The sequence below is a fragment of the Halosimplex marinum genome (assembly GCF_051414075.1).
Lineage (GTDB): Archaea > Halobacteriota > Halobacteria > Halobacteriales > Haloarculaceae > Halosimplex > Halosimplex marinum.
Genome location: NZ_JBLKNY010000006.1, coordinates 174,785 through 199,783 on the forward strand (window position 1 = coordinate 174,785; position 24,999 = coordinate 199,783).

The 24,999-nt window shown below is 69.7% G+C and carries 28 protein-coding genes and 1 tRNA gene; 10 read left to right on the plus strand and 19 right to left on the minus strand.

Features of this window, described 5'->3' with window-relative positions:
- Positions 1–33: 33 nt before the first annotated feature.
- From ACMGFI_RS17300 to hisB, 4 genes are all read right to left on the minus strand, one after another.
- Positions 34–639 (minus strand): IMPACT family protein, encoded by a 606-nt coding sequence (locus tag ACMGFI_RS17300; RefSeq protein ID WP_436911163.1) that lies wholly within the window; start codon positions 637–639, stop codon positions 34–36.
- Between the two features lie 100 nt (positions 640–739).
- On the minus strand, positions 740–928 hold the full coding sequence (locus tag ACMGFI_RS17305; RefSeq protein ID WP_436911165.1) for a P-loop NTPase family protein: 189 nt from the start codon (positions 926–928) through the stop codon (positions 740–742).
- Positions 929–959: 31 nt separating this feature from the next.
- Entirely contained in the window at positions 960–1,448 is a 489-nt protein-coding gene (gene trpY / locus ACMGFI_RS17310) for a TrpY family transcription regulator (protein ID WP_436911528.1), read from the minus strand.
- 105 nt (positions 1,449–1,553) lie between these two features.
- On the minus strand, positions 1,554–2,141 hold the full coding sequence (gene hisB / locus ACMGFI_RS17315) for an imidazoleglycerol-phosphate dehydratase HisB (protein ID WP_436911166.1): 588 nt from the start codon (positions 2,139–2,141) through the stop codon (positions 1,554–1,556).
- A gap of 178 nt (positions 2,142–2,319) precedes the next feature.
- On the opposite strand from hisB, the gene ACMGFI_RS17320 reads away from it, so the two are divergent.
- On the plus strand, positions 2,320–2,490 hold the full coding sequence (locus ACMGFI_RS17320; protein ID WP_436911168.1) for a hypothetical protein: 171 nt from the start codon (positions 2,320–2,322) through the stop codon (positions 2,488–2,490).
- Between the two features lie 9 nt (positions 2,491–2,499).
- Here ACMGFI_RS17320 and ACMGFI_RS17325 read toward each other — a convergent pair whose 3' ends face one another.
- Positions 2,500–3,792, minus strand: a complete 1,293-nt coding sequence (locus ACMGFI_RS17325) for an MFS transporter (protein ID WP_436911171.1) — start codon at positions 3,790–3,792, stop codon at positions 2,500–2,502.
- Positions 3,793–3,903: 111 nt separating this feature from the next.
- Between ACMGFI_RS17325 and ACMGFI_RS17330 the strand changes: the two genes are divergently transcribed.
- Positions 3,904–4,977, plus strand: a complete 1,074-nt coding sequence (locus ACMGFI_RS17330; RefSeq protein WP_436911172.1) for a TrmB family transcriptional regulator — start codon at positions 3,904–3,906, stop codon at positions 4,975–4,977.
- Here ACMGFI_RS17330 and ACMGFI_RS17335 read toward each other — a convergent pair.
- Positions 4,958–5,137 carry a hypothetical protein gene (locus ACMGFI_RS17335; protein ID WP_436911173.1) on the minus strand — a complete coding sequence of 60 codons (180 nt, stop codon included), beginning with the start codon at positions 5,135–5,137 and terminating at the stop codon, positions 4,958–4,960. The genes ACMGFI_RS17330 and ACMGFI_RS17335 overlap by 20 nt on opposite strands.
- Positions 5,138–5,279: 142 nt before the next feature.
- On the opposite strand from ACMGFI_RS17335, the gene ACMGFI_RS17340 reads away from it, so the two are divergent.
- Complete coding sequence (locus ACMGFI_RS17340; RefSeq protein WP_436911175.1) at positions 5,280–6,536, plus strand: RNA-guided endonuclease InsQ/TnpB family protein; 1,257 nt, start codon at positions 5,280–5,282, stop codon at positions 6,534–6,536.
- Between the two features lie 306 nt (positions 6,537–6,842).
- Complete coding sequence (locus ACMGFI_RS17345) at positions 6,843–7,622, plus strand: zinc metalloprotease (RefSeq protein WP_436911177.1); 780 nt, start codon at positions 6,843–6,845, stop codon at positions 7,620–7,622.
- 7 nt (positions 7,623–7,629) lie between these two features.
- Here ACMGFI_RS17345 and hisA read toward each other — a convergent pair whose 3' ends face one another.
- Positions 7,630–8,349, minus strand: coding sequence for a 1-(5-phosphoribosyl)-5-[(5-phosphoribosylamino)methylideneamino]imidazole-4-carboxamide isomerase (hisA, locus tag ACMGFI_RS17350; RefSeq protein ID WP_436911179.1), 720 nt, complete (start codon positions 8,347–8,349; stop codon positions 7,630–7,632).
- A 148-nt stretch (positions 8,350–8,497) separates the two neighbouring features.
- On the opposite strand from hisA, the gene ACMGFI_RS17355 reads away from it, so the two are divergent.
- The 3 genes from ACMGFI_RS17355 (at position 8,498) to fer (ending at position 11,601) form a co-directional block, all read left to right on the plus strand.
- Positions 8,498–9,658 carry an inorganic phosphate transporter gene (locus ACMGFI_RS17355; RefSeq protein WP_436911181.1) on the plus strand — a complete coding sequence of 387 codons (1,161 nt, stop codon included), beginning with the start codon at positions 8,498–8,500 and terminating at the stop codon, positions 9,656–9,658.
- Between the two features lie 168 nt (positions 9,659–9,826).
- Positions 9,827–11,026 carry an inorganic phosphate transporter gene (locus ACMGFI_RS17360; protein ID WP_436911183.1) on the plus strand — a complete coding sequence of 400 codons (1,200 nt, stop codon included), beginning with the start codon at positions 9,827–9,829 and terminating at the stop codon, positions 11,024–11,026.
- Positions 11,027–11,214: 188 nt separating this feature from the next.
- Positions 11,215–11,601 (plus strand): ferredoxin Fer, encoded by a 387-nt coding sequence (gene fer / locus ACMGFI_RS17365; protein ID WP_436911185.1) that lies wholly within the window; start codon positions 11,215–11,217, stop codon positions 11,599–11,601.
- 168 nt (positions 11,602–11,769) lie between these two features.
- On the opposite strand, the gene ACMGFI_RS17370 is transcribed toward fer, so the two are convergent.
- The gene (locus ACMGFI_RS17370; RefSeq protein ID WP_436911187.1) at positions 11,770–13,377 is read right to left on the minus strand and encodes an HNH endonuclease; all 1,608 of its coding nucleotides are present in this window, start codon (positions 13,375–13,377) and stop codon (positions 11,770–11,772) included.
- A 222-nt stretch (positions 13,378–13,599) separates the two neighbouring features.
- Here ACMGFI_RS17370 and ACMGFI_RS17375 point away from each other — a divergent pair, with 222 nt between their 5' ends.
- A complete protein-coding gene (locus ACMGFI_RS17375; RefSeq protein ID WP_436911188.1) occupies positions 13,600–14,676 on the plus strand; it encodes a prepilin peptidase in 1,077 nt (358 codons plus the stop codon).
- A 48-nt stretch (positions 14,677–14,724) separates the two neighbouring features.
- On the opposite strand, the gene ACMGFI_RS17380 is transcribed toward ACMGFI_RS17375, so the two are convergent.
- The 11 genes from ACMGFI_RS17380 to trmY all read right to left on the minus strand — a co-directional run bounded on the left by ACMGFI_RS17380 (position 14,725) and on the right by trmY (position 23,791).
- Entirely contained in the window at positions 14,725–14,982 is a 258-nt protein-coding gene (locus ACMGFI_RS17380) for a hypothetical protein (protein ID WP_436911190.1), read from the minus strand.
- Positions 14,983–15,126: 144 nt separating this feature from the next.
- Complete coding sequence (gene cofG, locus ACMGFI_RS17385) at positions 15,127–16,275, minus strand: 7,8-didemethyl-8-hydroxy-5-deazariboflavin synthase subunit CofG (RefSeq protein ID WP_436911192.1); 1,149 nt, start codon at positions 16,273–16,275, stop codon at positions 15,127–15,129.
- A gap of 370 nt (positions 16,276–16,645) precedes the next feature.
- A complete protein-coding gene (cofC, locus tag ACMGFI_RS17390; RefSeq protein ID WP_436911193.1) occupies positions 16,646–17,287 on the minus strand; it encodes a 2-phospho-L-lactate guanylyltransferase in 642 nt (213 codons plus the stop codon).
- Positions 17,288–18,067 carry a hypothetical protein gene (locus tag ACMGFI_RS17395; protein ID WP_436911195.1) on the minus strand — a complete coding sequence of 260 codons (780 nt, stop codon included), beginning with the start codon at positions 18,065–18,067 and terminating at the stop codon, positions 17,288–17,290.
- Entirely contained in the window at positions 18,036–19,220 is a 1,185-nt protein-coding gene (locus ACMGFI_RS17400) for a tubulin/FtsZ family protein (protein WP_436911197.1), read from the minus strand. The genes ACMGFI_RS17395 and ACMGFI_RS17400 overlap by 32 nt, the downstream gene beginning before the upstream one ends.
- 302 nt (positions 19,221–19,522) lie before the next feature.
- Positions 19,523–20,428 carry a complex I NDUFA9 subunit family protein gene (locus tag ACMGFI_RS17405; protein ID WP_436911198.1) on the minus strand — a complete coding sequence of 302 codons (906 nt, stop codon included), beginning with the start codon at positions 20,426–20,428 and terminating at the stop codon, positions 19,523–19,525.
- A gap of 131 nt (positions 20,429–20,559) precedes the next feature.
- Positions 20,560–20,865, minus strand: coding sequence for a putative quinol monooxygenase (locus tag ACMGFI_RS17410; RefSeq protein ID WP_436911200.1), 306 nt, complete (start codon positions 20,863–20,865; stop codon positions 20,560–20,562).
- A 72-nt stretch (positions 20,866–20,937) separates the two neighbouring features.
- Positions 20,938–21,357, minus strand: coding sequence for a DUF8059 family membrane protein (locus ACMGFI_RS17415; RefSeq protein WP_436911202.1), 420 nt, complete (start codon positions 21,355–21,357; stop codon positions 20,938–20,940).
- A 215-nt stretch (positions 21,358–21,572) separates the two neighbouring features.
- Positions 21,573–22,814, minus strand: a complete 1,242-nt coding sequence (locus ACMGFI_RS17420; protein WP_436911204.1) for an RNA-guided endonuclease InsQ/TnpB family protein — start codon at positions 22,812–22,814, stop codon at positions 21,573–21,575.
- A gap of 222 nt (positions 22,815–23,036) precedes the next feature.
- Positions 23,037–23,109: transfer RNA gene (locus ACMGFI_RS17425), tRNA-Pro, on the minus strand.
- Between the two features lie 85 nt (positions 23,110–23,194).
- On the minus strand, positions 23,195–23,791 hold the full coding sequence (gene trmY, locus ACMGFI_RS17430) for a tRNA (pseudouridine(54)-N(1))-methyltransferase TrmY (RefSeq protein WP_436911206.1): 597 nt from the start codon (positions 23,789–23,791) through the stop codon (positions 23,195–23,197).
- 137 nt (positions 23,792–23,928) lie between these two features.
- On the opposite strand from trmY, the gene ACMGFI_RS17435 reads away from it, so the two are divergent.
- Together ACMGFI_RS17435 and ACMGFI_RS17440 are read left to right on the plus strand one after the other, a co-directional pair.
- Positions 23,929–24,432: an OB-like fold-containing membrane protein gene (locus ACMGFI_RS17435; RefSeq protein WP_436911207.1), complete on the plus strand. Its 504-nt coding sequence runs from the start codon at positions 23,929–23,931 to the stop codon at positions 24,430–24,432.
- Positions 24,425–24,976, plus strand: a complete 552-nt coding sequence (locus ACMGFI_RS17440; protein WP_436911208.1) for a metal-dependent hydrolase — start codon at positions 24,425–24,427, stop codon at positions 24,974–24,976. The genes ACMGFI_RS17435 and ACMGFI_RS17440 overlap by 8 nt, the downstream gene beginning before the upstream one ends.
- Positions 24,977–24,999 lie beyond the last annotated feature (23 nt).

Genomic DNA, 24,999 nt, shown 5'->3' on the forward strand with positions numbered 1-24,999 from the left:
AAGGCGTCGCGTCGGATCCGCGGGGGTCGCCGGCTACCGGTCGATCTCCGCCCGACCGCTGGTGGCGCTGCGGATGCGGTCGCGGAGGGCGGACCCGTCTTCGACCGGGACGCGCACGTCGAAGGCGACCCGCTCGGCGTAGTCGGCGTCGAACTCGACGGCCTCGCTCTCCAAAATGCCGCGGACGGTCCCCGAGTCGTCGTAGTCGACGGCGACGGCGAACCGCTCGTGGGGGCGCTCGGTGGTCGTCCCGGCGGCGTCGAGGCCGTCCTTGACCGCGCGGGAGTACGACCGGGCGAGCCCGCCGACGCCGAGGTTCGTCCCGCCGTAGTAGCGGGTGACGACGGCGACGACGTTCTCGACCTCCTCCTGCTGGAGGACGTTCAGCGCGGGGTCGCCGGCCGACCCCGAGGGTTCGCCGTCGTCGCTGGCCCACTCGCGCAACGGGTCCGCGCGGACCCGGTAGGCGGGCACGTTGTGGGTCGCGTCGGGGTACTCGCCGCGGATCTCCGCGACGAAGTCCTCGGCGGCCTCGACCGTCCGGGCGGGCGCGACGTGCCCGATGAACTCCGATCCCCGCACCTCGAAGCGGGCCTCGCCGCGGCCGGCGACCGTCCGGTAGGGCTCGCGCTGGCTCACACCGCGGGCTTCCGGCGGGAGCCGAAAAGCGCTTGCGTTACTCGCCGCCGTCGCTTGCGGTCGCCCGGTCGAACGCCGCGAACAGGAATTTACCGGTGGGTCACTGCCGGCGGCGGACGAGGACGGCGACCCCGGCGGCCAGCCCCGCGACGACGACGGCCAGGGCCGCCTCCGGCGAGACACCTGTCCCGAGCACCGTCGACACCACGATAGCGGCCAGGAAGACGGTACCCGCGACCGCGGCGACCGGCGAGAAGTCGAGGTGCGCCAGCGGCGGCGAGTCGCTCACGGCGGGGGCGACGACCGGGTGCGGCAAAAACTCACCGCAGTTCGATGCTGTGGACGAACTCCATGGCGCGGATCTCCGTCAGTAGGTCTCCGGGAATCGTCCCGTCGGTGATGACGTACAGCTTCGGCTCGTCGGTGAACTCGGGGTCCTCGCTGATGGTCTGACGGATGGAGATGCCGCGGTCGGCGATGGCGCCGGTGACGGTCGCGACGATGCCCGTCTCCTCGGCGTCCCGCACCGTTATCGCCAGCGCCGAGAGGTCGAGCACCGGGGCCAGGTCCATCAGGCTCGGGATGGCGGAGATGTTCTGGAAGATCCGGCGGAGCTGGTCGTCTTCGAGGATGGCGTCGGTGGTCGCGTCGACGACCCGGCGGTCCACGTCGACCTCGCGGGCGATCCCGGTGTTGGGGATCTCGATGCCGCCCGAGACCACTCGCCCCTCGTCGCTGACGGAGAAGCCCCGTTCGAGCAACAGCCGGATGACCGCCTGCTGGCTGGGCGAGTCGGCGAACTTCTCCATGATCGCGTCGAAGGTGGCCTCCTCCTCGGGGGTTCCGCCGTCGGTGCGAAGGTCGGGGGTCGTTCCGTCGGCGCGGTCGGCGGGGGCGTCGCGCTCCCCGTGCATCTATAGCTCGCCCTTCGTGCTGGCCACGTCCGTCCGGCGCTCGTCGATCCGGGTGGCGTCGTCGAGCGCGCGGGCCAGCCCCTTGAACAGCGCCTCGACCTCGTGATGGGCGTTCTCGCCGTCGACGCCCGCGTGCAGCGTCAGCCCGGCGTTCGTGGCCAGCGACCGACAGAAGTGCTGGGCCATGTGGCTGGTCATCCCGCCGACCTCGCTCTGGGAGAACTCGCCGTCGAACGCGAAGTAGGGGCGGCCGCTCACGTCGACGACGACGCCCGCGACGGCCTCGTCGAGCGGGACCTTCCGGTCGGCGAACCGGCGGATGCCGCGCTTGTCGCCCAGCGCCTCGGACAGGGCCTCACCGAGAGTGATGGCCACGTCCTCGACGGTGTGGTGGTCGTCGATCTCCAGGTCGCCGTCGCACTGGACCGTGAGGTCGAACAGGCCGTGGGTGGCGAACGACTCCAGCATGTGGTCGAAGAAGCCGATCCCCGTGTCGACGGTCGCGTCGCCGTCGCCGTCCACGTCGAGGGTCACCTCGATCGCCGTCTCGGCGGTCTCGCGGGTCACCGCCGCCGTCCGCTCGGTCATACGTCGACCAAGCGCGCCCGCCTATTTGGCCGTTGTGTTCGTTCGAGCGGCGCTCCGAACGGCGGCCCCGACATCCGCCGCTCCCCGCGACCGTCGGCCGCCCGACGGCGCCGCGTCCGCCGTGCGTCAGACGCGCGTCTGCCCGGGCTTTATTTCCGGTTGTGACGATGACAGGATCGTGGACCGACACTGGACGCACGAACTGGTCGCCCTGTCGGGGGTCCTCGCCGGCGCCGTCATCTTCGCGGCCGGCGACGCGACCCCGCTGGCCGCCGGCGTGGGCGCTCTCGGTGCCGTCGCCCTCCTCCTCCCGGAACTGGCGGCCGACCGTCGGACCAGTCCCCGCTGACGCGCCCGCTCAGTCGTCGCCGGGCGTCGATGTGCCCGCGGCCCGCCCGGTCCGGCGCCGCTCGGCGACCCGCGCCAGCACGACCACGCCCAGCGCGGCCACCAGCGGCGCGACGAGCAACCGCATCGCCGTCGCGGCGTCCGCGCCGCCGACGACGACGCCCATCACCGCCGGCGCGCCCCCGACCGAGACCGACGACACCGCCGACGCGAGGGCGTTGACGGGGCCGCTGTGCTCGGGGACGGCGTCGGTCGCGTAGGCCATCATCGTCGGGAACACCCCCGAGATCAGCAGGCCGATGGCGACGACGCCGCCCAGAACGGCGAGGCCGTCGGCGACGAAGAACGTGAACGCGAACGCGGGGACGAGCAGCCCGAGCACGCCCACGAGGAGCGCGAGCGGGCCCAGCCGGTCGGTCAGCGCGCCGCAGGCGAACCGGCCGGGGACGTACGCGACGAGCATCGCCGTCAGCGTCAGCTCCGCCCACCCGGCCGGGAGTTCCGCCCGCGCGTAGTAGGGCAGCCAGGTGAACAGCCCGCCCTCGACGCCGGTCACGAAGAAGAGGGCGGCCAGCAGCGCGAGCACCTCCGGCCGGCGGACCAGCCCGGCCAGGTCCGCCCGGGTGAGCGGCTCCTCGTCCGACTCGACGGCGGGCGAGCGGAGCGACCGAAACACGACTGCGAGCGCGAGCACGGCGAGCCCGACCGCGGCGTAGGCGAGCCGCCACGACCCGGCCCGCAGCGCGAGGACGACCGCCAGCGGGCCCAGCGCCGCGCCGACCGCCCAGGTGCCGTCGTAGCGGTTGTAGACGCGCCCGCGCTGGCTCGGGTAGAAGTGGCTGAGCAGCGGCCGGTCGAGCGCGCGAAAGACCCCGACGGCCGCCCCCTGGACGACCAGCGCGGCGAGAAACAGGGGGAAGGAGGGCGCCAGCCCCATCGCGAGCAGCGCGCCCCCCGCCAGGGCGGCGCCGCCGGCGATGAACCGCCGCGCGTCGACCCGGCCCGCGCTCGACCCGACGGCGAGGATGACCAGCAGGTAGCCGACGGTCCCCGCCGGCGCGACGAGCCCCAGCTGCCACTCGGGCACGGTGAAGAAGGTCTCCAGCGTCGGCAGTACCGCGCCGCGGATCTGCATCACGGCGCCCGTACAGGCCATCGTCAGGAAGATGGCCGCCGTCCACAGCCGGCGGTTGCGGGCGTCCGTCCCGGTCGGGCCGTCGCTGTCGGCGTCGCCGCCGGGAGGTGTGCCGCTGCCCGCGGGCGCGCCGCCAGTCCCGTCGCCGTCCGCCGTCGACCCGCTCACCGGGCGCGCCCCCTCGGTCGCGGTCCGTGCCGCTCGCTCGTCGGATACATACCCCTCCCTCCCGGTTCGATCCGGAAAACGTTTTTGTAGATAGTCCAAGAATCCTCGACGATGAGCGAGACGCGGATCAGCGAGCACCTGGGGGCGTTCGGGCTATCGGGGACGGAGGTCGAGACCTACCTGGCGGTCCTCCGGCGGGGCGAGGCGACGACGGGGGACGTGGCGGCCGCGGCGGACGTGTCCCAGGGGTACGTCTACGACGTGGCGGAGACGCTGGTCGACCGCGGGCTGGTCACCGTCGACGAGAGCGCGAGCCCGACCGTGCTGCGCGCGCGGCCTGCCGCGGAGGCCGTCGCGGACCTGTCGACGCGGGTGTCGGACCTGCAGTCGGCGATCGCAGACGTGTACAGCGAGCCGGCGGCCGCCGACGTGGGCTTCGAGGTGGTGCGCTCGCGGCGGACCGTCGAGCGCCGCGCCGAGCGCTTCCTCGCGGACGCGACCCACGAGGCGTTCGTCGTCGTCCCCGCGACGGCCTTCGCCGGCGTCAGGGACGCGATGGCCGCGGCGGTCGACCGCGGCGTCTTCGTCTACTGTCTGCTCCTGGCGCCCGACACGGACGTGGTCGCCGACGCCGTCGACGACTTCGGCCGGTACGCCCACGTCGTCCGGACGTGGGAGGCCCGCCCGCAGGTGTTCGTCCTCCGGGACGCCCGCGCCGGCCTCGTCGGCTCCCACGGGGTCCTGACGGGGCGCCACGGCGACGAGTACGCCGTCACCTTCGGCCAGCCCGAGGTCGCCAACGGCTTCTACGGCAACATGGTCAGCAACGTCTGGCCGATGGGCGAGCCGCGCCACGTCGCGGAGCCGCCCGAACTGCCGGCCACCTTCGAGTACTTCCGCAACGGCGTCACGACCGCCGCCCAGTACCTGGCGGCCGACCGCGACCTCGTCGCGGACCTGACCGTCGCCGACACCGGCGGCGACCACGAACTCGACTTCGAGGGCGTCCCCGTCCGCGAGGCCAACCAGACGCTGGTCCCGCCGGTCACCAGTTCCTTCCCCGTCGAGAACGCCCTCGTGGTCGAGACCGAGAGCGGTCCCGTCAGCGTCGGCGGCGATTCCCCGGGCTTCGACCCCTACTTCGAGGACTTCGCCGCCCGGCGGGTCACGCTTCGGACGGCGTAGCGTCGGGGCCGGCTACGGAGCCGTCGTCACCGCCGTCGCCCGCCTCGCCGCCGTCCCGGTCGGCCGCGCGGTTCGCGAGCCGGTCCAGCCCGAGCGTCGCCAGGAAGCAGACCGCCCCCACGTACAGCAGCGAACTCGGGTCGGCCACCAGCCGGCTCACAGCGGCATAGCGCGGAAGCCCACCCCTTTAGGGGTGGGAGCAAGCGCGTAAGCTCCGTGCGACAACCCACCGACGACAACAGGGCCGACTCCCCAACGATGGCACTGAATATATAAACAAAGCATCCATGTGTGAGTGTGCGATGGAGGTCAAACGCACCGTCCCCATCAAGCTTGACGTGCCCGAGGAGCGGCGTGATGACCTCCATCAGACCATCCACCAGTTCGACACCGCCGCCAACTACACCATCGCCCACGGTAGAGACGACGATGGCGACCTGATCCTCAACAAGTCCACCATCCACGACGAAGTATACCATGACCTGCGCGACGAAACCGACCTTCCCGCCAACCTCGTGGTACGCGCCTACTCGAAAGCCGTCGAAGCGATGAAAAGCACCGTCGCGGGGTGGGAGAAAGCCAACAGCCGCCCGCTCCCATCCTTCGATGAACCTTCTGCCGTCTATGACAAACGCACCCTGACGATCAAGAACGAATACGCGACACTTTCAACGGTCAACGGGCGCGTTGAAGCCGACTTCGTGCTTGGCGAGTACCAGCGGTCGTACCTCGAAGACGACAATTACGAGAAGCGGATGGGAACGCTCCACTACCGTCCCGACGAGGATGGGTTCTACCTCCATGTCGTCATTCAGAAAGAGGTCGATCAGCGTGACGGCGACCGGGTGCTTGGTGTGGATTTGAACCTGAAGAACGTCGCCGTGACCAGCACGGGGCGGTTCTTCGACGGCGGCGAACTGCTGTGGGGGCAGAACCACTACTTCCGCGTGAGACGAAGCCTTCAGGACAAAGGCACACGCTCCGCTCGGCAGGCGTTGGGGCGACTGTCGGGGCGTGAAAACCGCTTCGTCCTGAACCGCCTGCACAACATCTCTCGCGGAATCGTGGAGGAAGCCCTACGGCACGACTGTTCGTACATCGCCGTTGAAGACCTGACCCACATCCGCGAGCGAATGGACGCCCGCGACGATCAGTTGAAGCGGCAGATGCACAACTGGGCGTTCCGCGAACTGCAAGAGCAAATCGCGTACAAGGCCGCCGAGTACGGCATCCGCGTCGAGTCAGTCAACCCTGCTTTTTCTTCGCAGACTTGCTCGAAGTGCGGCCACCGGTCCAGCACGAACCGCGACATAGAGACAGGCTGGTTCGCGTGCAACGAGTGTGGGTACGAGGTGGACGGCGATTACAACGCGGCGAAAAACGTCGGCCTCCGTCTGTTAGCTTTACCATCGGGCAAACGCCCCGATGGGTTGGGCAACGGTCAGCTTGCCCTGAAGTCGGGGACGTTGAACGTGAGCGACGTGTCCAACGTCTACTCCAGCTTGGAGTTTGAACGGGAGTCCACCGACAAGCCCACCGCTTCAGCGGTGGGTAGCTGACGACGCTGTTGCCGTAGCCCAGGACCGTACCCAGAAAGCCCAGCGTCGAGGTGGTCCAGCCCAGGCCGGCGACGCCGGCGAGTTGTTCGGTGCGTTCGGTGTCCGACACGAGTATCGACTTCAGACCCATAGCGGGCCACTCCGCTGTCTGCGCATAACGGTTCACTTTTCGTGAGTACCCGGCCCGCAGAAATTGGTATCCCGTCTCAATCCGACCTGTGTCGGGGTCCATCTCGTACCCAGGCCGCACGGACCCGCGACGCCGGAGGAGTTATCCGCCCACCGAACCTGACAGCGAACGAAACTGTGTCGCGGTCGGAGCGCACGGCGGTCGTCTTCCTGCTGGTCGCGCTCGCCGGCTGTCAGGCTATCGGCGGGCCCGCGCCGGTCGAGACGTCCGTCCGGACGACGGTCGATCCGCCGTACTCGCCGGGGTCGGACCTCGACGAGGACGGTCTCACGGCGTGCCAGGAGCGTGCGCTGGCCGGCGCGGATCCCGGTCGGATGGACGTGTTCGTCGAGGTCGACTGGACCGCGGGCGCCAGGCCGGACCCCGCCGAACTGGACAGGCTCCGGGCGGTCTACGACGCGGCGCCGGTCCACAACCCCTCCGGGGAGCGGGGCGTGGCGCTCCACGTCGCGCTCGACGAGCAACTGCCGGCTCGCCAGCGGCCGCTGGCCGTGGACAACCTCTCGGCGTACGCGAGTCGGCACTTCGACGCCGACGGCCGGGGTGTCCACTACGCGCTGTTTGTGAACGAGATCCGCGGCGACGCCTACGGACACGGCGAGAACGGGACCCTCGTCGTCCAGCGAGACGCCGAGAACCGCTCGGAGCGGTTCGTGACACAGGTGTTCGCCCACGAACTCGGCCACTCGCTCGGGCTGGTGCCGGGAGTCTTCGACGGCATCGATAGCTGGGACCGGCCCGTCGAGCGGTACCCGAGCGTGATGAACCGGCGAGTCGCCGCCGAGACCGACCGACTCGGCTTCTCGGACGGGTCGAACGGGGCCGGCGACTTCGACGACTGGGGCTATCTCGATCGGAACCTCTACGACCCGAACGCGAGCCGTCTCGCCTGTTGAGGGGCCCTCAGACGGCCTCGATCGCCGCTTCGAGCGTGAACTCGCCCTCGTAGAGCGCACTGCCGACGACGACGGCTGCGGCGCCCGCGTCCTTCAGCGCGCGCACGTCGGAAAGCGTCGCGACGCCGCCGCTGGCGACCACCGGGATGTCCACGGCTTCGACTACCCGCTCGACGGGGTCGGTGCGGACCCCTTCCAGTTGCCCTTCCACGTCCACGTCGGTGAAGAGGATCCCCCCTGCACCGAGGTCCTCGTAGCGGGCGGCGGCCTCGGCGGGGTCCAGGCCCGTCCCCTCCGTCCACCCGGAGACGACGACCTCGCCGTCCTTCGCGTCGAGGCTGACGAGGACGCTCCCGGGATAGTCGTCGCTGATCTCCCCGACGATGTCTGGGGTCTCGACGGCGGCGGTCCCGAGGATCACCCGGTCGACGCCCGCCGCCAGCAGCCCCGTCGCGTCGTCGACGGTGCGGATGCCGCCGCCGAGTTGCGTTTCGACGTCGACGGCGTCGACGACGGCCTCGATGGCCGCGGCGTTCTCTCGCTCGCCCTCGAAGGCGCCGTCGAGGTCGACGAGGTGCAAGGTGTTCGCGCCCTGCTCGACCCACCCCTCGGCGGCCTCGACGGGGTCGCCGTAGGCTTTCCCGGTACCGCGCTCGCCGCCGACCAGCTGGACGACCTGCCCGTCCTGCACGTCGACCGCGGGCACGACCTCGAACTCGGGGAACATACCCGCCCGTGGGCGAGCGGGGGGCGAAAGCGTGTCGGTCCGGCGCCCGGCCGCGACCGGGAGCGGGCGCTCCGTGCTCGCGGCCGCAGTCGCGCTCGCGGCCCCGGGGTCCGCCAGTCTTTACTCGCAGTCGGGCGACGGGACAGGTATGGTTTCGCTCCTGCTCGTCGCGGGCGTCGCCGTCGCGGCGTTCGTCGGGTTCAACATCGGGGGCTCCTCGACGGGGGTGGCGTTCGGCCCGGCGGTCGGCAGCGGCTCGGTCTCGAAGACCGGTGCCGCGGCGCTGATGACCGTCTTCGCCGTGCTGGGCGGCGCCACCGCCGGCACGAACGTCATCGAGACGATGGGCGGCGACATCGTCCCGAGCAGCCAGTTCACGCTGGTCGCCAGCGTGGCCGTCCTCTTTTTCGTCGGCCTCGCGCTCTTGGTCTCGAACCTCTTCGGCGTCCCGGCCTCGACGTCGATGACCGCGGTGGGCGCCATCGCCGGCCTCGGCGTCGCCACCGGGACCGTCGACTGGGAGGTGATGGGCCGGATCGTCACCTGGTGGCTCGTCGCGCCGATCACCGCCTTCTGGCTCTGCGCGGTCGTCGGGCGGTACCTCTACCCGCACCTCGAAGCCCGGTTCGCGCTGGAGTCGCCCGGCGAGGAGCGGTCGACGCGCGAGCGGGTCGGCACCGCGCTGGTCGTCGCCATCGGCTGTTACATGGCCTACGCGGCCGGCGCGTCCAACGTCGCCAACGCCGTCGGCCCGCTGTACGGCGGGCGGCTGTTCGGCGACGCCTTCACCCCCTACGTCGCGCTGGCGGGCCTGGCCATCGGGGTGGGCGCGTTCACCATCGCCCGGCGGACCCTCGACACCGTCGGCAACGACCTGACCGACCTGCCGGTCCTCGCGGCGCTGATCGTCGAGGTCGTCAGCGCCACCATCATCACCGGCCTCTCGCAGATCGGCATCCCCGCCAGCCTCGCCGTCTCGGCGACGATGTGCATCGTCGGCCTCGGCTGGGGACGGGCGACCCGGACGACGACACTCGCCGACGCCGCGACCGAGGCCGTCGCCGGCCCCCCCGAGACGGACGGGGACGAGGGCGGCGTCTCGGTCGACGCCATCGCCGACGGCGACGGGCCCGCCGCCCCGGAGCCCGGGGAGGTGCCGAAGATCGGCGAGGAGGAGCCCGCCGAGGTCACCGCCGCGGATCTCTTCGACCCCGCGGCGACCGGCCGGGTCGTCATGCTGTGGATCCTCACGCCGTCGATCTCGGCGGTCGCCTCCTATCTCGTCTTCCGGTACCTCCCGCTCGTCTGAGGGGCGCGGCCGCCGCCTCCGACTACGACGCCGCTTCGCCCGACCACGACACCGCCGCGTCCGCGGCCCCGCCGGCCGGAGGGGGCGACCGCCGGTCGGCTTCGCCCGGAGCACCCGGCCGCGACCGCTGTCGGTAGGCTTTACCTCTCGGTGGTTCAGGGGATCGGTATGGTCGAGGCCCTCCTGGTCGTCGGGCTCGCCGTCGCCGTCTTCGTCGGGTTCAACATCGGGGGCTCCTCGACGGGGGTGGCGTTCGGCCCGGCCGTCGGGAGCGGTACCGTCTCGAAGGCGACCGCCGCGGCGCTGATGACCGTCTTCGCGTTGCTGGGCGGGTGGACCGTCGGCCGCGAGGTCATCGACACGCTCGGCAGCGACATCGTCACGACCGCCTTCACCCTGGAGATCAGCATCGGCGTCCTGTTTTTCGTCGGGTTCGCCCTCTTCCTCTCGAACGTCGCGGGCGTCCCGGCCTCCACGTCGATGACCGCCGTCGGCGCGATGGCTGGCCTGGGGCTGGCCCGCGGCACGCTCAACTGGGGCGAGATGGGCCGGATCGTCACCTGGTGGCTCGTCTCGCCGGTGCTCGCCTTCTGGGTCAGCGCCGTCGTCGGCCGCTACTACTACCCACGGCTGGTCGAGTGGTTCGCCGTCACGCAGACCGAGGGGTCGCTGGTCGTCCTCGACCGCTCGGGGACCCTGCCGCGGCCGGAGCTCGGCCCCAACACCACGCCGCGCGAACTCGTCGGGACGCTACTGGTCGTCGGGATCGGCTGTTACATGGCCTTCTCCGCGGGCGCGAGCAACGTCGCCAACGCGGTCGCGCCGCTGTACGGTAGCGGCGACCTGGAGATGAGCCAGGCGATCCTGCTGGGCGGCGGCGCCATCGGTCTGGGCGCCTTCACGATCGCTCGCCGGACGATGGACACCGTCGGCAACGACCTGACGGACCTGCCGCTGCTGGCGGCGCTGGTCGTCGCGGCGGTCAGTTCGACCATCGTCACCGGCCTCTCGGCGCTGGGCGTGCCGGCGAGTTTCGTCATCATCGCGACGATGAGCATCGTCGGCCTCGGATGGGGCCGGGCCACGCGGACGGTCACCATCGCCGACGCCAGGGAGGGCGACCCGCCGGCGGTGTCGGTCGGCGCGCTGGCCGCCGAGGCCGACGAGGCGCCCACCGTCGGCGGCGACGGCGGCGCACCCGACGCGACCGACGCCCCGCCCATCGGCAGCGAGGACCGCGAGTCGATCCCCGACGCCGAGGACCTGTTCGAACCGGCGACGACCGCCCGGGTCATCTTCCTCCAGAACGTCGTCCCGGGGATCGCGACCGTCGCCTCGTTCCTGCTCTTCCGGTTCGTCCCGCTGTGAACCGGGTCGGTTCGTCCCCCGTGAACCGGGTCGGTTCGTCCCCCGTGAACCCCTCCGCATCGGCCGGAACACGTTCGGACGTACGTCCACCGCAAGGGCCGCGCGGCCGGCAGATATTGCGCTCGCGGCCGCGAAACGGTCCGACGAACAGCAAGGTCTAACAGTCAGGGGGCCGAATCCAGCAAGTGATGCCCACCGTAGAGTACCTGAATTACGAAGTACTGGACGACCAGGGTTGGGACATGGACGCATCGGCCTTCGAGGAGGCGGCCGACGCCGACCTCGGCGACGAGGACTACGGCACGCTCGAGGTCAACGAGGGCGAGTACATCCTCGAGGCCGCCGAGGCCCAGGGCTACGACTGGCCCTTCTCGTGTCGCGCCGGCGCGTGCGCCAACTGCGCCGCCATCGCCGTCGAGGGCGACATCGACATGGACATGCAGCAGATCCTCTCCGACGAGGAGGTCGAGGAGAAGAACGTCCGCCTGACCTGCATCGGCAGCGCGGCCACCGACGAGGTCAAGATCGTCTACAACGCCAAGCACCTCGACTACCTGCAGAACCGCGTCATATAGTCGGACCGCGCCGGTTCGACGCTTCTGGGCGGGGCGACTCGCCCCCACTCTCCGCCGCCTCAGCGGCCGCTGAACGCTCTAGTCGGACGAAGGGACCACACGTAGCGGCGCCGTCGGCGGGGTTTCTTCCCGTCCCGTTCCGTCTCGTCCCGCTCCGTCGCGTCGTCGCTACTCCCCGCCCGGATCACTCGGGGAGAGCGCGGCCGTGACGCGGGACCCGAGCATGACCGCGCTCGAGACCGCCCCGTAGCCGACGGCGAGCGCGAGCGGCCAGCTGAGCGACGGGAGGGCCACGAGGAGACCGAAGTCGATCCACAGCGCGGAGAGGATCGGTTCCACCGGCGAGAGGACGGCGACTGCCAGCCCGTCGATCGGTCGCACGGTCCACGCGAGCGCCGACACTCGCGGCGCGAGGGTCGCCAGGACCCCCGGGACCGCCGCGAGCAGGACGACGCCGGCGACGAGCGCCGGTCCGACCAGTCCGTCGCTCCCGTCGCCGTACCGGGGGCGGACGTACCGCCGCCAGTCGGCCCCGACGACCGCGCTCAGTCGCCCGACCAGCGCGAACCAGGCGACCACGACGCCGAGCGACCGCCCCGGCGGATACGAACTCAACGCGAGCGCCGCGACCGGCACCGTCGCGAGCGACCAGGGACCGACCGCGTATCGCGCCTTCCCGTCGGGGCCCTCGGGGTGGAACGCCGCGTCGTGACCGACCGTCCAGACCGCAAAGAGGACGACGAGCCCGCCCAGGCAGATGCCGATCCCCATCAGCGCCCCGCCCGCCGGTTCGGAGATGCCCATCAGTGCCGACCCGGCGACGTATCCGACAGTGAGGGCGAGGAACGCACCCACGAAAGCGCCCACTCCCATCTTCCCTTCGAGCGCGACGAGCAGCCACGCCTCGTCCGCGTCGCTCCCCCCGGCGTCGGTGTCCGTATCCGCGGTGCCCGAACTCGATCCGGTGGCGCCGTCGTCCGTACCCCCCTCGGACCCGCCCGCTCCGGCGTCGAGGTCCCGTCGATACCGTCGGGCGGCCGCCCGTCGCTTCCGCCGCCACGCGGACCGCTGGTCGCTCTCGGTCGCCTTCCCGTTCGAGATCGGGTAGGGACGCGCTCGCATCCCGGGGTCGGTGAGCACGTCGGCGGACAGTCGGTCTTCGACCTCCTCGAGTTCCGCGGGTTCGGGGTCGGTCTTCTGCACGGCGGCGACCGCGGGGACGGTCGTGGTCCCGGCCGACCGCGACTGGTAGTTGTACTGGCCCCCGAGCGACTGCTCGCCCCCGAGCGACTCGTGGAGGAACCACTCGTCCTCCGGGGCGGAGACCGGCCGCCGCTCGACGGCGACTCGCGGGTCGGCGTCGGCCGCCGGAAACATCGGCGCGTCCGCCCAGTCGGCGTCGTCCATGTACGGGTGCAACAGCGTGTGACACGGCTCGCACAGCGCCACCAGGTTCTCCAGCGCGTGGGTCCCGTTCTCCTTGAGCGGCCGGACGTGGTGACAGTGCCACCCGGCTTCGAGCGAACTCCCGCACCGACCGCACTCGCCGTCGTAGTAGTCCGCGATGGCCTCGCGCCGCGTCTGCCAGTCGTCCGGCGTCCTGTCGTCGCTGCGGTCCGGGTCGTCCAGCCGCCGGTCGATCCCGTGCTCCTCGTAGCGGTCGTCGCGGTCGTCCCGGACGTACCGGAGCGAGAGCACCCGCTCCTCGTCGAAGCGGTCGCCGTCCCGCGCCCCGTCGGCGGACTCCCGGTCGGCCGTTCCGTCCCCGGCCGTCATCCGACCACCGCCCTCCGAACTCGACTGCCCGTCGACGTCGCCCGCGTCACCCAACGTTGCATACGGCCAATAACCGTCACGAGAGGAATATAAATCAGTACCGGAACCCCGGCCCGACCGGCGTCCGTTCGGGACGGCGTCTCCGGCCGATCATGTATGGACGGATATACTTCTGTCTCCGGCGCCGAAACCACTAATGGCCGCCGGCGCGCTGGTTCGGTCGTGCTCGACTGGCTGGGAACCGTCCTGACGGAGAGCCCGCCGCCGGACCTGTTGCGGCTGGCCGCCGTCCCCGTCTTCGCCTGGGCCGCCTACCGGGACGTGCGCACCCGACGGGTGCCCAACGCCACCTGGCTCCCGCTGGCCCTGCTGGGGATCGCACTGCTGGCCTGGGACGTGGCGCGGGTGTCGGCCGGCGACCTCCCCGGCGGGCTGGTCGCCCGCGAGCGGTTCTACCTCCGCGTCGCGCTGTCGCTCGGGATGGTCGGGTCCATCGGCTACCTCTTCTACTACTTCGGCGGCTTCGGCGGCGCCGACGCCAAGGCGCTGATCGTCCTCGCCGTCCTCTTCCCGACCTTCCCGACCTACTACCTCCCGGCGGCGTCGCTGCCGCTGACCCGGACGACCGTCGGCGTCTTCTCGCTGACCGTCCTCTCGAACACGGTCATCGTCGGCGCCGCCTACCCCGTCGCCGTCACGCTGCGCAACGCCCTCTCGGGCCACCTCGCGCCGATCATGTTCATCGGCAGGCCGATCCGCGCCGAGGAGGCGACCGCCGAGTACGGCTCGCTGCTCCAGACCCCCGGCGGCTTCACCCGGCGGGGCCTCGACCTGGACGCCCTGCGGATGTATCTGCGCTGGCGCGGGACGACGCTGACTGCCGTCCGCGAGAACCCCGAGCGGTTGCGCGACCCCGCGAGCCTCCCCGACGACCCCGCTCCGCCCGGCGACGGCTCGATCCCCGAGAGCGGCGAGCTCGCCGTCGAAGGGGACGACGAGGCGACCGCCGACGGCGGTCGAAGGGGCGAAGCGGGCGGTGGCGGCGACGCCCAGGCGGCCACCGGCGGCGGTGGCGACTACGACGACCCCTGGGGCGCGGGGGCGTTCCTCGACGATATCGAGGGGTCGGCCTACGGGACGACCGCCGAGGGGCTGCGCGACGGGCTCGACGTGCTCGCCGAGGCGGACGTGGTCTGGATCTCCCCGGGGATGCCCTTCATCGTCCCCATGTTCGTCGCGCTCGTCGTCAGCCTCGTCTACGGCGACCTCTTTTTCGAACTCGTCTCCCTGCTGGTGTGAGGCGGTCGCGCCGGTGTGTCCGACGTGGGACCGTGCCCCACGAGCGGGCTACTCCCCGGGGGCAAACCGCTCGTAGAGCGGCCCGATGGTGAAGATGGAGACGAGCCAGAGGACGGCGACGGCGATGTAGGCGAGCAGGACCCCCCGCTGGAAGCCGGGCGCCGAAGTCACGACCAGCAGGGCGAACGCGCCGACGAGCAGCCCGACCGCGACGACGGTGTTGCCCGCGTTCCAGACGAGAAACGCCGCGGTCCGGCGGTCTTCCTCGGCCAGTGTCGCGAGGTACTGCCGGACGGACCCGATCATCGCCCGTCGGTTGTTCCCGGTCCGCCTTAACTGTGGGCGCTCCTCGCGACGGTGGCGGCCGTGTCGCGGACCCACTCTGTCCGGCGGAGCCCTCCTCGCGGCCCGTGGGGCCGCTGCGTGGCGCGTCCACCGGGCGCGAGGCGCTCAGTCCGCTGCCTCGTCCGACAGCACAGCCCGGTAGCGCCGTCCCGCGTCGTCGTCGGCGTCGATGGCGTCGGCGACCCGCGCGGAGACCCAGCGGTCGGCCTCCGCCGGCGGGTCGGCCGGGTCGACCCCCGCCGACCGGAGCCGCGCGGGGAGGAATCGTTCGTAGACGGGGAGGCGCTCGGAGAGCGGAACGTCCGCGTAGTCGGCGATATCTTCGAGTTCCCGGAGCGCCGGCCACTTGTAGTCGGGGTTGACGTGGTCGTCGGTGACCGGGGAGACGCCGCCCAGATCGTCGACGCCGCAGTCCACCACGTCGCGGACGGGCGCGAGGTTGGGCGGCACCTGCACCGAGACCTCCTCGGGCAGTGCCGCGCGGGCCATCGCGACCGTCCGGCGCAGCGTCTCGACGCCCGGCGAGCCGTCCGTCCAGCGCTCGTTCTCGCGGACGGGCTGGACGATCACCTCCTGGACGTGGTCGTAGCGGTCGTGCAACTCGCGGATGGCCAGCAGGCTCTCGGCGCGGTCCGCCCACTCCTCGCCGATGCCGACGAGGATGCCCGTCGTGAACGGGACGCCCAGTTCGCCCGCGGTGCGGATGGTGTTGAGTCGCTGGCCGGGGTTCTTGGCGCGGGGCCCGCCGTGGGCCTGCACGTCGGCGGTCGTCTCGAGCATCACGCCCATGCTGGCGTTCACGTCGGCGACGGTCGCCATCTGCTCGCGCGTCTGGTCGCCGGGGTTGGCGTGGGGGAGCAGCCCCTCCTCGATGGCGATCTCGCAGACCTCCCGGAGGTAGGTGTGGATGGAGTCGTGGCCCCACTCGGCCAGTTGCTCGTGGACGGCGGTGTATCGGTCGTCGGGGTCGTCGCCGAAGGTGAACAGGGCCTCCGTGCAGCCGGCGTCGGCGCCGGTTCGGACGACCTCGCGCACGTCCTCGGGCGACATGAGCTCGGCCTGGCCCGGCGGGTCGTAGTAGGTGCAGTAGGTGCAGGTGTACCGGCAGGCGGTCGTCAGCGGGACGAACACGTTGCGGGCGAAGGTGAGTTCGTCGGCCGCCGCCACGTCCGCTGGCGTGACCGAGAGCAGGCGCTCGACCTCCGCGGGGTCGGGGTCGACGGTCACGTCGTACTCGTCGGCGCCGGGGATCACACTCGCCCGTCCACGTTCGACCGGCAAAGCGTTGACGCTCCCGGAGACGGGGAAGGGGTCGAGGCCGGGGGAACGGATACCGGGAGCGGCGACGCCGACGGGGTGTCGAACGAACCGGCGCCGACGGGGCGCGGTCGGAGCCAGCGGGGGTCGGGTCCGCCGAAACGGACGAACAATGGACGGCCGGCGGCGGACCCGGGACCGCCGGCCGCGGAACGGCCGACCGCGTCCCCGGACGGGGTGACTGGGAGCGGCGTCGGCGACGCGGCCGGGTGCCGGCGCGAGACGTGACCCGTCCGCACGGGGTCGACCCGTGCGTGTGAACCGTTGCCCCACCGCGTGAAAACCGTTGTCCGAATTTCGTTCGGATTCAGCCCGAATTCCGTTCGAGGCCGACCCGGCCGTCCGCCGCGGCGACCGAGAAGCCGGCCTCGCGGAGCCACGCCGCGGCCGCCCCCTCGCCGTGGAGCAACACCTCGACGAGGTCGGCCGGCTCGTCCACGTCCGTCGCCAGCCGGTAGGAGTCGACGTGCGCGAGCGACAGGTCCGCCTCGGCGGCGACCGCGCGGTGGTCGCGGACCGACGCGCCGTGGTAGTCCACGTGAAACGCCGGGTCCCGCACGACGAGCGCGTTCGTCCCGCCGCCGCGACCGGGCGCGATCACCACGTCCGCGTCGGGCTCGAACAGTCGTTCGAGCGCGTCGGGCGTGGCGAGCGCCAGGTCGGCCATGACGACCGCGACGGGGTCGTCGCCGCCGCTCGCGGGCAGGCGGTCGTTGACCGCGTCGGTGAGCGGCCGGTCGTCGACGGCGACCGGCGCGTCGACGTCGACGGGCGCCGTCGAGAGCACGAGCGGGTCGACCGGGACCCGACGCTCGCGGTCGAGCGTCGAAAGAACGGAGAGGGTGTCGTCCAGCATCGTCCGCGCGAACGCGGCCCGCTCGGCCTCGTCGAGGGCCGGCGCGAGGCGGGTCTTGGGCCGCTCGGGGGCGAACGGGACGACGACGCGCATCTACTGCAGCTTCGTGGGTTCGTCCTGGTTGGAGCGCCAGTAGTAGACGCCGCCGCCGATGATCCCCAGGACCACCAGCGCGCCGACGGCCATCAGGATGGTCTGGTTCCGCTGGGCGGACTGCTCGGCCTGCTCGGCCGCCTCCAGGGCGTCCTGCGCGTTGGACTCGGCGTTCTCGAAGTTGCCGTTCTCGTAGGCGGAGATCGCCTGGTTCAGGTCGTCCTGGCCGTCGTCAGCGTCCGAGGCGTTGATCGCCTCGGCGGCCTCGTCGATCGACTCGCGCGCGTCCTTGCTGGCGTTCGTGTAGTGGTGGACGGAGGTGGCGTTCAGGCCGCTCGTGGAACTCCCCTGGACCGACTCGAAGTCGTAGAGCGTGTAGGTCTCGGCCGGTTCGTAGGTGTAGTTCTCGATGGCGGGCGTGTCGCCGGTGAGCTCGACGACCACCGTGTCGCCGTTGTTGCTGGCGTTGAGCGGGTGTTCGAACGACTGGTCGCCGAAGGTCTCCTGGCTCACCTGTTCGCCCTGCTGGCGGACCGTCACCGTCCAGCTGACGTTCTCCAGTTCGGTGCTCCCCTGGAGGGTCCACTCGTCGGGCATGTCGACGAACGGGTCCTCGACGGTCACCGTCGTCGTCACCGTTTCGCCGACCTGCGTCTCGTTGGGGACCTCGCCGGGCGAGACAGAGATAGCTCCGGCTGTCCCGACCGCCGCGAGCGAGAGGGCGAGCAATGCGACCAGCGCGGCGCTCTTAGAAGAGCGGATCCAACTCATCCTCGTCATCTTCCACCAACTCCTCTAAGTTCTCTTCGCTTTGCTGCCGGATGTCGTCGATGTTGTCCTGGGCCTCGATGGCGACCTGCTGGAGCTCCTTGATCCGCGGGACGTTGTGGACGCCCGACAGCAGGATCGAGGCGGCGACGTTGTTCTCCTGGACGGGGTAGTCGCCGCCGCGGACCTCCATGGAGCCGGTCTGCTCCTCGAGCCACTTGCGGCCGCGCTCGATGCCCTTCCGGTTGAGGTGGTTCGACGGACCGCTCATCACGAGCAGCGCCCGCTCGGCGCCGTCGATCTCGCAGGGCAGGGTCAGCCGCCCCAGCGCCGCCTTCCGCACCAGCGACGTGATCCGGTTGGTCGTGTTGGCGGTGTCCATGCCGCCGTCGTCGAGGCCGTCGTCGTCGCCCTTGAACCGGGAGAGCAACCCGCTGGAGTCGTCCTCCTCGACGGTCTCGGCGGCGTACCCCACGGTGGAGACGCCCCCGCCGGAGAGGGTGTTGATGATCTCCGAGGAGTCGACGACGCTCTCGGCGACCTCGTCGCCGGAACCGACCTCGCCGGCCCCGAAGAGGACGCCGAACCGCCGGACGATCTCGTCGTTGATCTGCTCGTAGCCGCCCTCCATCGACTCGCCCGACTTGCGCCATGCGTCGTTGTCGAACACGAGCAGGTTGTCGACCTCGCGGACGAACGTCTGGAACGAGCGGGCGGCGTTGAGCGTGTAGATGCCCCCCTCGTCGCCGCCGGGCAGCACGCCCAGGCCGTACACCGGCTCGGTGTAGATGCGCTTGAGGTGCTTGGCCAGCACGGGCGACCCGCCCGAGCCGGTCCCACCGCCGAGCCCAGCCACGATCATGAACGCGTCGATCTCGTGGACGGGGATGTTGTCGATGGCCCCCTGGATCTCGTCGATGTCCTCCTCGGCGATCTCCGCGCCGAGCTCGTTGTCGGCCCCGACGCCGTGCCCTTTCACGCGCGCCTGGCCGATCAGTACTCGATTCTCCTCCGGGATTCGTTCTAGCCCGAGCAGGTCCGCTTTCGCTGTGTTGACCGCGACCGCGGAGCGGACGATCCCGCTCCCGGTGGCCTCGTCGTATTCGAGGAACTTATCAACGATCTTACCGCCGGCCTGCCCGAAGCCGATCATCGCCAGTTTCATAGCTGCCGTTACCGTTGAGAAATAAACAATCCCATCGCGGATATAAGCTTTTTGTCCGGGTATCGAACCTGATGTTGTCATAGTAGTAACTAGTTACCGGAGAACCGCACGACTGTGGCCGGGTAGGCCGTTCTTTCTCCGGTGAGATAGGCGTCGAACGATAGCGAGCCCCAGCCAGCGGTTGAAGTGCGGACACACCACGGGCGGTCGTCGGGAAGGCGGTCTATACTACGGCGTAGCACGCCGATACCTGACAGTCGAACGGTGCGGCCAGGAGGTAGCGGTCAGTGACGGTCGTGGGGTCAGCCGCCGAGGCCGAGATACGAGCGGAACGTCGTCAGCTCGGACTCGGAGACGCCGAAGGCGTCCACGTCGTTGCGGGCGGTGGTGTTGTCCAGCCGCAGCGACCGGACCTGGTCTCTGCCCATCGGGAACCCGACGCTGCCCAGCACGGTGAGGCCGACGTTCGCCAGGGCCATCGGCAGCGGCACGATGGAGACCGACTTCCCCTCCGAGTCGTAGACGAGTTCGGTCACCTCCCGGAGCGTCAGCACGTCGGGGCCGCCGATCTCGTAGGTCTCGCCGACGTGGGCGTCGTCTTCGACAGCATCGGCCATCATCGGGACGAACTCCCCGACCCAGATGGGCTGGAACCGCGTCTGTTTGCCGCCGCCGGGCAGGGGATACACCGGCAGGCCCGGCGCGAACCACGACTTGAGTTTCTTGGTGAACTCGACGAACTCCCCGCCCTCGCCGAAGATGATAGAGGGCCGGAAGATCACCCACTCGCGGTCGGAGTCGCGGACGAGTTCCTCGGCGCGGCCCTTCGCCCGCAGGTAGTGGGTCGGCCCGTCGGCGTCGGCGCCGAGCGCGCTCTGGTGGACGAACCGCTCGACGCCGTGCTCCTCGGCGGCTCGCAGGCAGTTCTCCGCCCCGCCGCGGTGGACGCGGTCGTGCAGCTCGTCGCCCCCGTCGGGCTTGAACAGCGGCGACAGCGCCACGAGGTAGACGACCGCGTCCGTCCCCTCGAAGGCCCCCTCGATGGAGTCGTACTCGGTAACGTCCCCCGCGTAGGTGCTCACGGCCGCGGGCAGCCCCTCGCCGTCGGGGCTCCGCGAGAGGACCGTCACGTCGTGGCCCCGCTCGACCAGTTCCTCGCTGAGGTGCGTCCCGACGAACCCGCTCCCGCCGACGACGAGTACGTTCATGTCAGAACGATTCGGGGCCAGTCCCCTAAACGTTCCCGCCCAACTGGTGGTGTACGTCGGCGGGGCGGTCGCTTCGGGACTCTACCCCGCGACTACGGCCCCGGCGGTCCGCGTCCCGGACGCGCCGCCGCTCAGAGTTCGAGGTCCGTCGCCGACTCGACTTCGAACCGCCGGACCTCGGGCTCGCCGGCCAGGAGATCCGGCAGGCGCTCCTCGAAGGCCTGGAAGTGGTCGGTCCCGGTGTGGGCCTCGAAGGCGGCCTCGTCCTCGTACTGTTCGAAAAACCGGATCACGTTCTCGTCCTGCAGGTCGACGGTGGCCCGGTAGTCGATCATGCCGGGTTCCTCGTTGGACCGCTCGACGAGGTCGTCGGCCAGTTCGAGCGCTTCGTCGCGGTGCTCGGGGTCGATAGGGAACGACGCGTGGAGTACGATCACGGGCACATCCCGAGGCGCCGCCGGAAAATAGACCACGGAACCGGACAGTTTCGGGGTCGTCCCGCCCGGCCGTCAGTCGTCGGCCGGCGCCGCCGGCGCGGGACCGCTCCCGCCGGCGCTCGCGTCCTGCGTGACCGTCTTGTAGAACATGATCAGCATCGACACGATGAGCGCGCCGCCCCACAGGAACCCGGTCGGCATCAGGAACGTGAGCCCGAAGCCCTCGCCGAGCCACACGATGCCCGGGATGCCCCACTGGCCGGCGATAAACAGCGCGGTGACCGCCGTCCGCAGGGTGCCCGTCACGCCCACCGCCGGCACCGCGAAGCCCATCACGATCGCGAGGATCGACAGCACGCCCAGGTGAGCGTGGCCGCCGATCATCCACGGCGGAACCGCGTTTCCGCCCGACAGAATCACGAACTGGTGCAACCCGACCGCCATCATCACGGCCAATCCGAGAAAACCCGAACCCTTGAGTGCCTTCGTCATACCCAGGATAGGGAACATATTCGATTGCATTAATAGTTGCGACGGGTCACGGGGACTGTAAATCCCGACACCGTGGTATCGGATCCCCGACACTGCCGGGTACCGTCCACCAGGTATCAGGTGTATCGTCGCGAACCCGTCGCTCTGGAGATAGTGCGGTGGAAAAGTGGGCCGGCACGAATATCAACAACCCCACCGCTACCCAGTCAGAAACCTCAACTCGTCGGGTGGGGCTTGTCCGTGAACTTCGCCTCAAACCCATGGGGGTAGGCGGTAAATCCACCGTTCGGCGTCACAGTTCCGGACTTCAGGGCAAGTTGACTGTTGCCCGTCCGCCGAGACAACTGTTGACCTCGACGGACGTACCGCAGCCCGATGTTCTTTGCCGCATTGTAGTCCGCATTCGCTTCCGTTTCACACTGTTGACATCGGAAATCGGTTCGAGTCGGACGGTTCTCGTCAGAGGTAGAGCCACATTCCGCACACTGCTTCGACGTGTTCGACGGTTCAACTTGCTTTACTGAGATTCCATGGACCTCTGCCTTGTACTCGACGAACTCGAAAAGGGCACGGAACGCCCATCTGTGGCCCCACGAAGCATTCGTTCGAGTTCGGATATGCGATAGGTCTTCGAACGAAATGATATCACAGTCATATCTGAGTGCCTCGTCTACAAGTGCTCGTGACGCACGATGGATTACATCCCTGAGATATCGAACCTCACGGCGACTGGTCTCAGCCAGCGTTCGGTGGGCACTACGGGTACCAGTCCGTTGCAGCCCACCACGGACCTTTTCGAACTCTCGTAGCTTGTGTCTGAGTTCATCGCCGTTCAGAAAGTATGCAGTACTGGTGACAGCAAGATTTTCGATACCGAGATCAACCCCAAGAACCGTTCCGTCCTCGGTAGTATTTTTCTCGGTTCGTGTCTTCTGTCGGCGGAATCCAATGTGCAAAAAATACTCACCATCGCGAACAGTGAGTGTACTCTCAGTTACCTCCCAGTTGTCACCGTCCAGATACTGCCATTGGTAGCCCTCTTGGTCGTCAGGAAGTGCCAGCGGACACCGAACACGACTTTCTGTCGTAGACAACGACACAGTCTCGTCATCAAACAGCGTCATCGTCCGGGTGTCATATTTTACAGTCGGTGCCGTGAACGTCGGTTTACTGGTCCGCTGTCCCCGCGACTGGTGTTCCATACACCCAGTGATAGCTTGGGCGGCCTGGTGAGTGGCAAGAACAGTATGCTGACTGCCCAGATCGGTTTCTTCACGCACGGTATCGTAAGCAAGCGCTTGAACGTCGCTCTTGTCGCTACACTGTCCCCACGCGAGATCTGTGGCGAGTTGGCACCCGCGTTTCCACGCAGTAACCGTGTCCTTTAGCAGCTTGCGTTGCTCGCTATCGACCACGAGACGGGTAATTGCCGTCCGACGTACGTAATCGGCACCCACTATCCTGATCTAGATTCGGCATCATTTATAAATAAATGCTTGACTCTTCCCCTCTAGATAGTGATGTCTTCTATATGACGTGGGAACTACAGTGCGATGAACCCGTGGCGATCGGGTTCCGGCGGGCCCTCATCAATACCGAGAACACTGCTAATCAGACTCCGACAAAGTTGTTGACACTAACAGGAGCGTTCGTATTCCAGCAGCAAGCCAGAGAAGTTATGGGCCGGCGCAGATTCGAACTGCGGTTACGGCCACCCGAAGGCCGAAGGATACCAAGCTACCCCACCGGCCCGCGCTGGTAGCACTTGGACGGAGACACTGGCCGTTTTTAACAGTTCCGAAGCGCGGCTATCGCCCGACAGCGGCCGGCCGAGCGGTCAGTACGCGGTGAAGCCGTCGGTGTCGAGGTAGTTGTGGGCGACGGTGATCGCGTGGTCGGCGTGGAGCCGTTCGGGCCCCAGCCGCACCCGGCGTTCGGCGGCGTCGGTCAGCAGGTCGGCCTCCCGGTCGGTGAAGTCGCGGTGGTCCGAGAGGACGAACACGGGGTCGTTCGGCGGGTCGGCGGCGACGACGGGGTCGCCGTCCTCGTGGAGCTGGACGACGGTGCCGTCCCTGGCGACGGCGTCGAGGGTCGGCTCGAACCCGCGGCGAGTGAGCGAGACGCCCGGCGAAGTCTCGACGGGCTGGTGGCCGATGGCCTCCTCGCGTTCCTCAAGGGCGCCGCGGACCAGGGCGGCCGTCGAGCGCTCGTCGGGGTTGAGCCGGCGCAGATCGCGGCCGTCGAAGGTGACGGTGAACTCGTCGGCCAGCACGAGGTGGACGCGGACGGCCTCGCGGATGTCGTGCGAGAGGAAGAAGGCGGAGGTGACGCAGCGACAGAGCACGTCGAGGCGGCCGGCGCCGCCGGCGATGTCGTCGAGCGAGAAGTCGGGGGTCGTCGGCGCGTCGTGACCGAGGACGACGAACTGGCGCATGAGCGAGGGGAGGCGCGGTCGGGGTATACCTCCGTCGAAGTGCGTCGGGAGGGGGCGGTAGCTCGGGAGAGCGGGGACCTCGTCGGTATCGAGCACGGCGCGAAAACGTTTTCTCGTCGCCCTCGCGAGACGGGGGCGTGCATCCGCTGGTCCGACTCGTCGGCGTGGTCGCGCTCCTGGGCGTCCTCGGGGGGCTCTGCGTCCACTACGACGCCGTCGCGCCGACACACAGCCCGTACCCGGAGACCGACGACCTCGCTACCGACTACGACGCGCACGTCGGCGAGCGGACGCTACTGTTCGGGACGGTCCAGCGATTCGAGCCCGACGCCGACCGCGCGACGATACGGGTGGACTCCGGCGAAGGCGCCTTCGAGATGACCGTCCACGGGTTCACAGAGCGCGTCCGGCCGGGCGGGTTCGTCCAGGCGTACGGCACCCTCCGGGAGGGGCGGACCATCGACGCCTCGGCCGTCGCGGTCGTCAACCCCGCGGGCGGCTCGGCGGGCTACAAGTACGCCGTCTCCGCGGTCGGCGCCCTGCTAGTCCTCGCGCTGTTCTTCCGCCACTGGCGGGTCGACCGGGCGTCGCTGACCTTCGAGGTGCGAGCGGACGAGTGGGAGGTGGGCCGGGATGGCTGACCTGCTGACGCACGTCCTCGCGGCGTACGCCGTTCTGACCGTCGCGAGCTGGCGGGTCGAGCGGATCACGCCCCCGTGGGTCGCCGTGGGGGCGTGCGGCGCCGCGGTCCCGGACCTCGTGAAGATCGACACCGTGGTCGACTCGGCGACGGTCGAGACCGCGCTCGGCGTCCCGTTCACGTGGAGCGCAGTGAGCACACTGGGTGGCGTCGTCCTGGTCGCAGGCGCGGTCGCGCTGGCGTTCGGGGACCGACACCGGCGACGGGCGTTCGCCGCGCTCGTCGCCGGCGGGTCGCTGTCGCTGGCGCTGGACGGCCTCCGGGTGTACGCCGACGGGCACACGGGTCCGTGGCTCTACCCGTTCACCTGGTGGCGCCCGCCGACGCCGAGCCTCTACGTCACCTCGAATCCGCGCGTGCTCGTCGCGGCGCTACTGGTCGCCGGCGCCGTGTTCGCGGTCGACCGTCGTCGCGGGGTGGTCGACGAAACCGGGGACGGAGACCGGAGCGAGCGCGCCGGCAGCGACGCCGACGGCGCACGGTAACCGGAACGTCTTTTTCCTGCGGA